Annotated in this window: 4 protein-coding genes; all 4 read right to left on the bottom strand. The window is 74.3% G+C overall.

The window, feature by feature from the left end:
• Positions 1-52: 52 nt before the first annotated feature.
• From ACFWEG_RS27770 to ACFWEG_RS27785, 4 genes are read right to left on the bottom strand one after another with little or no spacing between them, the layout of a single operon-like run.
• On the bottom strand, positions 53-2,197 hold the full coding sequence (locus ACFWEG_RS27770; protein WP_387220520.1) for an alpha-galactosidase: 2,145 nt from the start codon (positions 2,195-2,197) through the stop codon (positions 53-55).
• Entirely contained in the window at positions 2,188-4,245 is a 2,058-nt protein-coding gene (locus tag ACFWEG_RS27775; protein ID WP_387220522.1) for a beta-galactosidase, read from the bottom strand. The genes ACFWEG_RS27770 and ACFWEG_RS27775 overlap by 10 nt, the downstream gene beginning before the upstream one ends.
• Positions 4,242-5,150, bottom strand: coding sequence for a carbohydrate ABC transporter permease (locus ACFWEG_RS27780; protein ID WP_387220525.1), 909 nt, complete (start codon positions 5,148-5,150; stop codon positions 4,242-4,244). The genes ACFWEG_RS27775 and ACFWEG_RS27780 overlap by 4 nt, the downstream gene beginning before the upstream one ends.
• Positions 5,147-6,094 carry a carbohydrate ABC transporter permease gene (locus ACFWEG_RS27785; protein ID WP_387220528.1) on the bottom strand — a complete coding sequence of 316 codons (948 nt, stop codon included), beginning with the start codon at positions 6,092-6,094 and terminating at the stop codon, positions 5,147-5,149. Before ACFWEG_RS27785 ends, ACFWEG_RS27780 begins: the two co-directional genes overlap by 4 nt.
• Between the last annotated feature and the right edge of the window lie 155 nt (positions 6,095-6,249).

The raw sequence follows: 6,249 nt of genomic DNA on the forward strand, positions 1-6,249 counted from the left end.
GGAGGAACCCTCCTCCCGCCGCGCCCTGCCCGCGGTCCCGCACCCCGCCGGCTCACACCTCGCGGTACACCGTCAGCATCCGGCTCGCGTGGTCGCCCGCGGGCAGCTCCGCCGCCAGGCCGTGCGCGGCGAGCGCCGCCCCGGTGCGGACGGTGCCCGCCGGCAGCGTCCCGCTGTCGTCGTCGACGTGGTAGACGGCCTGCGGGTCGAGCCCCCGCAGCCGCAGCCGGGGCGCGGGCACCCCGCTCGCCGGACCCGCCCGCCACTGCAGGACGACGGACTCCCCGCCGTCCGCGGCCACGTACTGCACGGCGTGCGTCGCGTCCCCCGGGGCGCCGAGCCGGTACTGCGCACCGTGCTGCACGGTCTCCCGCACCGCCTTGTACCGGGCGACGAACGCGGCCGCCTCGTCCAGCTCGTCCGCCGACCAGCGCGTCAGGTCGCCGCCGATCCCCAGCGCCCCGGCCATCGCGCTGTGGAACCGGAAGGGCAGCGGCACGGACCTGCGGGTGTGCGGGTTCGGGCTGTCGGTGACCCACGCGCCCATCACCTGCGCGGGATACACCTGCGAGAAACCGTGCTGGATGGCCAGCCGGTCCACCGCGTCGGTGTTGTCCGACGTCCACGCCTGGTCGGTGCGCGCCAGGCTCGCCAGGTCGACCCGGCCGCCGCCGCCCGCGCACGCCTCGATCCGCAGGGCCGGCCGCGCGGCCCGCAGCCGGTCCAGGACCCGCTGGGCGCCGAGCGCGTGCTCGACGAAGACCCGCCGGCCGTCGACCCGCCCGCCCGTCGTACCCGCCTCCGTGAACGACCGGTTGAAGTCCCACTTCAGGAAGTCCACGTCGAACGCGTCGACCGTCCGCACCAGCCACTCCAGCGCCCAGTCGGCGACCTCGGGCCGGGAGAAGTCCAGGACCAGCTGGTTGCGCAGGGTGTGCGGGGTCCGGTCGGGCAGGTGCAGCACCCACTCCGGCCGGGTGCGGTACAGCGCGCTGTCGGGGTTGACCATCTCGGGCTCGACCCACAGCCCGAACCGCATGCCCAGGCCGTGCACGTGGTCGGCGAGCGGCCGCAGCCCGTCGGGGAACGCGCCCGGCCGGGCCGTCCAGTCGCCGAGCCCCGCCCGGTCGCTGTCGCGCGCCCCGAACCAGCCGTCGTCCACGACGAACAGCTCCGCGCCGATCCGCGCGGCGAGGTCGGCGAGACCGCGCTGGTTGTCGTGGCTGACGTCGAAGGCCGTGGCCTCCCAGGAGTTGTAGAGCACGGGCCGCAACTCGTCGGCAGCAGGCAGGACGTGGGCGCGCACGTACGCGTGCCACGCCCGCGACGCCCCGCCGAACCCGCCCGTGCCGTACTGCCCGGCGCTGACCGGCGTCGTCCACGACTCGCCCGGGGCGAGGGCGAGTTCGACGCCCTCGTGCCCGCTCCCGGTGAGCACACTGCACCGGCCCACCGCCGAACGCACCGCCGTAGTGCGCCAACTCCCCGACGTGGCCAGAATGATCGACCACACCTCGCCGCTCTCCTCGCCGGCGTCCCCGCCGTCGAGGGTGACCCACGGGTTGCCCTGGTGGCCGGTGTGCCCGCGCCGGCTGCCCCACGTCGTCTCGCCGACGGCGAGCGGGGTGCGCCGCAGCTGGAACTCGCCGACCCAGCGCCCGTGCACCGCGGAGGCCCGGTACTCCGGGAGCACCGGCAGGTTCCACTGCGCGGCCGCGTGCCGCACCAGCGTCAGCGGCCGCCCGCCCTGCGCGCCGGTGTGCCGCAGCTCCGTCCAGCGCTCGACCACCGGGCTCTCCCGGCGCACCCGGTAGTGCAGCCGCCATGCGAGGGGCCGCCCCGCGTCGCGCAGGCCGACCGTCAACTCGGCCCCGTCGGCGTCCTCCTGGACGTCGTAGCCCTCCACGACCGGCTCGACCGCGCCCGTGCCGTCGGCGTAGCGCACGTCGAGGGCGGGCGGCGCGAACCGCACCTGGCCGTCGACGGCGAGCTCCTCCGTCCCGTCGAGCGGCGAGTGGAAGCTGTTCCCCTCGGCGTCCGGCTCGTACGCGGCCACCGCGTCGGCCAGGGTGAGCGGGCCGCCCCAGTGCAGGGTGCGGACGGTGCCGGCCCCGGTGTCGACGCGCAGCGCGTAGGCGGTGGGGCCCGCGTGCAGCAGGACGGTGCCCGACGGGCGGTCGGTCTCGATCAGCGGCATCGGCGGGCCTCCCGCACGACGACGACGTCACCGGCCGGGACGGTCACGGACCCCGTGAGCGCCGCCCCGTCGAGCCGGACGCACCCGTCCCCGACGGGGACGACCGCCTCGGTGTCGGTGTGGTTGACGAGGAAGAGGTACCCCCGGTCACCCGCGACCCGCCGGACGGCCTCGACGCCCGGCGGTACCTCGGCCACCGGGTCCACCCCGGCCTCCGCGCACACCTCGCCCAGCAGCGTCCGCAGCGCCTGCGCGGGCAGCGCGGCCGCCGCGTACCAGCCCACCCCGTCGCCGTAGCCGTGCCGGGTGACGGCCGGGCCGCCGCGCGCGGGCCCGCCGTCGGGCCCCTCGGCGAACCGCAGCCGCGCGGTGCACCCGCGCGACTCGACGCGCTCGGTCCACACCGTCGCGCGCGACCCGTCGGAGAGCAGCGCCGACTCGCCCACCCGCAGCGGCAGGTACTCGTCGACGACCAGCCCGAGCAGCTCGCGGAACGCGCCGGGGTAACCCCCGGTCCGCACCCGGTCGTTGGCGTCGACCGCACCGCTGAACGGCCCGAACACCGCGTGCCCGCCGCCGCGCACGAACGCGTGCAGGGACTCCGCGTCGGCGTCCGTCACCAGGTACTGGCTGGGCGCGACGACGACCCGGTAGGGGGTGAGGTCGGCGTCCGGCGCGACGAGGTCGCAGGTGACGCCGAGGTCCCACAGCGCCTCGTACCAGGCCCGGATCGCGTCCAGGTACCGCAGCCGCTCCGAGGGGCGGGCCTCCAGTTCGAGCGCCCACCAGGCGTGCCAGTCGAAGAGCAGCGCGACCTGCGCCGTCACCCGGCTGCCGCGCACCTGCGACAGCTCGGCCAGCTCCGCGCCGAGCGCGGTGACCTCGCCCCAGGTGCGGGTCTCCGTGCCGCCGTGCGGGAGCATCGCGGAGTGCCACTTCTCGGCGCCCGCGCGCGACTGCCGCCACTGGAAGAACATGATCCCGTCGGCCCCGCGCGCCAGGTGCGTGAGGCTGTTGCGGCGCATCTCGCCCGGCGCCTTCGGCACGTTCACCGGCTGCCAGTTGACCGCCGACGTCGAGTGCTCCATCAGCAGCCACGGCCGCCCGCCGGCCATCCCCCGCGCCAGGTCGGCATTGAGGGCCAGATCGATGTGGTTGCCCGGATCGGCCGCGACCAGGTAGTGGTCGACGGAGACGATGTCGGACTCCCGCGCGAACGCGTGCCCGTCGACCTTCTTCTCCAGGGTGCCGAGCAGGTTCGTCGTCAGCGGGATGCCGGGGGCCAGCTCGCGCAGGAGCGCGCTCTCGGCGCGGTGCCGCTCCAGGAGCGCGTCGGAGGAGAAGCGCCGGTAGTCCAGCTCCTGGCCGGGGTTGCGGAACGCGGTGGTCTCGCTCGGCGGGTCGATCTCCGTCCACTCGCCGTAGCGCTGCCCCCAGAAGTCCGTGCCCCAGACCTCGTTGACCCGGTTCAGGGTGGTGTACCGGGCCCGCAGCCACCGGCGGAACGCCTCCCCGCTGGTCGCGCAGTAGCAGAGCGCGTTGTGGTTGCCCCACTCGTTGTGCACGTGCCACATGACCACCGCCGGGTGGTCGGCGTACCGCCGGGCCAGCGCCGTCACCATCGCGTCGGACGCCCGCGCGTAGTCCGGGCTGCTCGGGCAGAACGCCTGCCGGCTGCCGTGGGTGAGCCGGGTGCCGGCCGCGTTCTGCGGGCGCGCGTCGGGGTGCGCCGTGCTGAACCACGGCGGGGGAGCGGCGGTCGGGGTGGCGAGGTCGACGGCGATGCCGCCCTCGTGCAGCAGGTCCAGGACGGTGTCGAGCAGCGTCCAGTCGTACACCCCGCGGCGCGGCTCCAGGCGGGACCAGGAGAACACCCCGACGGTGACGAGGTTGACCCCCGCCTCCCGCATCAGCCGGACGTCCTCCGGCCACACCTCGGCCGGCCACTGCTCGGGGTTGTAGTCGCCGCCGTACGCGATCCCGCCGAGCCGGTCGATGAGCGCGCCGAGCGGGTCCGTCCCGTCGGGCGCGTGCGTCGTGCCGGTCATGACTTCACCGCCCCGGCCGCGAGGCCCGCGCGCCAGTAGCGCTGGAGCAGCAGGAAGGTGAGGACGATCGGCACCACCGAGATCAGCGCGCCGACGAGGGTCAGCGTCTGCAGCTGCGGGTCCCGGCTGGTCTGCGACTGCCAGGTGAACAGGCCGAGCGTGACCGGGTAGAGCCGGTCGTCCTGCAGCATGATCAGCGGCAGCAGGAAGTTGTTCCAGATGACGACGAACTGGAACAGGAAGACGGTCACCAGCGCGGGGGACATCATCCGCAGCGCGATCGACCGGAAGATCGTCCACTCGCCGGCCCCGTCGATCCGGGCCGCCTCGATGACCTCCTCGGGGATGGACGCGACCGCGAAGATCCGCGACAGGTACACCCCGAACGGGCTGACGATGCTGGGCAGGAACACCGACCAGAACGTGTTGGTCGCGTCCACCTCGGCGAACAGCAGGAAGAGCGGCAGCGCGAGCGCGGTGGCGGGGACCAGGACCCCGCCGAGGATGACGGAGAAGACGGCCTCGCGGCCCTTGAACTGGTACACGGCCAGCGCGTACCCGGCCATCGCGGCGAGCAGGGTGCCCACCGCCGCGCCGAGCCCGGCGTAGAGCAGGCTGTTGCCGAGCCAGCGCAGGTAGACGCCGTCCTGCTGGGTGAACAGCGCGGAGAGGTTCGCGCCCAGGTGCCAGTCGGCGGGCAGCAGGCCCGGGGTGGTGACCAGGTCACCCTGGCTCTTGGTCGAGGAGACGACCAGCCAGTACACCGGCAGCAGCATGTAGCCGGCGACCAGCGCCATGAACACGAACGCCGGTACGGCGGCCAGGCTGCGGCCGCGCTTCGGGCCGCTCGTCAGGTCGCCGGGCGCGGGGGCGTGCGCCCCTTCGGTACGGGTCAGGAGAGTCACTTCTGCCCCCTGGAGGTGAGGCGGAGGAACAGGAAGGACAGCACGAACGTCGCCACCGCGAGCAGCACCGACAGGGCCGCCGCCTCGCTGTAGCGGTCGGCCGCGGCCAGCGAGTACGCGGCCAGGTTCGGCGTGTACGTGCTGGTCACGCTGGTGGAGATGGCCCGGAAGACCTGCGGCTCGGTGAACAGCTGGAACGTCCCGATGAGCGAGAACACCCCGGTGAGCACCATCGCGGGACGGATGATCGGCACCTTGATGCGCATCGCGATCGTCCACGCGCTCGCGCCGTCCACCCGCGCCGCCTCGGAGAGGTCGGCGGGGACGGCCTGGAGCGCCGCGTACATGATCAGCATGTTGTAGCCGGTGTACGTCCAGGTCACGACGTTGCCGATCGAGAACAGGATCGCGCCGGGGCCGAGGAAGTCGACGTCGACGCTCACCGAGCGCAGCACGTCGACGATCGGCGAGAGCCGCGGGTCGTACAGGAACGCCCACATCAGGGCGGCGACGACGCCGGGGATGCCGTACGGCACGAAGTAGACCAGCCGGAAGAAGCGCTTGAGGCGGCTGACCGCGGAGTCGAGCAGCAGCGCGAGGGCCAGGGCGAGCGCCAGCATCACCGGGATCTGCACCAGCGCGAACAGTGCGACGCGCAGCAGGCTGTCGGTGAAGAACGGCTCGGACATCACCTCGCCGTACTGCCGGAAGCCGGCGAACACGGTCTCGGTGCGGCCGAAGGTGCCGCCGACGCGCTCGGTGGCGTGCAGGCTCTGCCAGAAGGCGTAGCCGACCGGCAGGAGCGTGAACAGGACGAACGGGATCAGGAACGGGGCGAGGAACGCGAAGGGGGCGAGCGTGCGGCGCGGGGCCTTCGGCCGCGGCTTCGCGCTCGCCCGCGCCTGCGCGGCGGGCGCGGCGTGCGGGGTGGGGGTGGTGGTCATCACCGGTGACTTTCCGGTCGGCTTCCGGGGGCGGGACGGGCGGGCCCGCGGCCTTGCGCGGCGGGGGCCTGCGGCCTTTTCGCGCGGGGGCCTGCGGCCTCTCTGGCGGGGGCCTGCGGCCTCTTCGGGCGGGGGCCTGCGGGGCCGCCCCACCG

Source organism: Streptomyces sp. NPDC060194 (assembly GCF_042728285.1).
In the GTDB taxonomy this organism is placed as follows: domain Bacteria; phylum Actinomycetota; class Actinomycetes; order Streptomycetales; family Streptomycetaceae; genus Streptomyces.

Coding starts and splice junctions, on each gene's coding strand:
- ACFWEG_RS27785 (WP_387220528.1), bottom strand. CDS start 6,094: ATGACCACCACCCCCACCCCGCACGCCGCGCCCGCCGCGCAGGCGCGG.
- ACFWEG_RS27775 (WP_387220522.1), bottom strand. CDS start 4,245: ATGACCGGCACGACGCACGCGCCCGACGGGACGGACCCGCTCGGCGCG.
- ACFWEG_RS27770 (WP_387220520.1), bottom strand. CDS start 2,197: ATGCCGCTGATCGAGACCGACCGCCCGTCGGGCACCGTCCTGCTGCAC.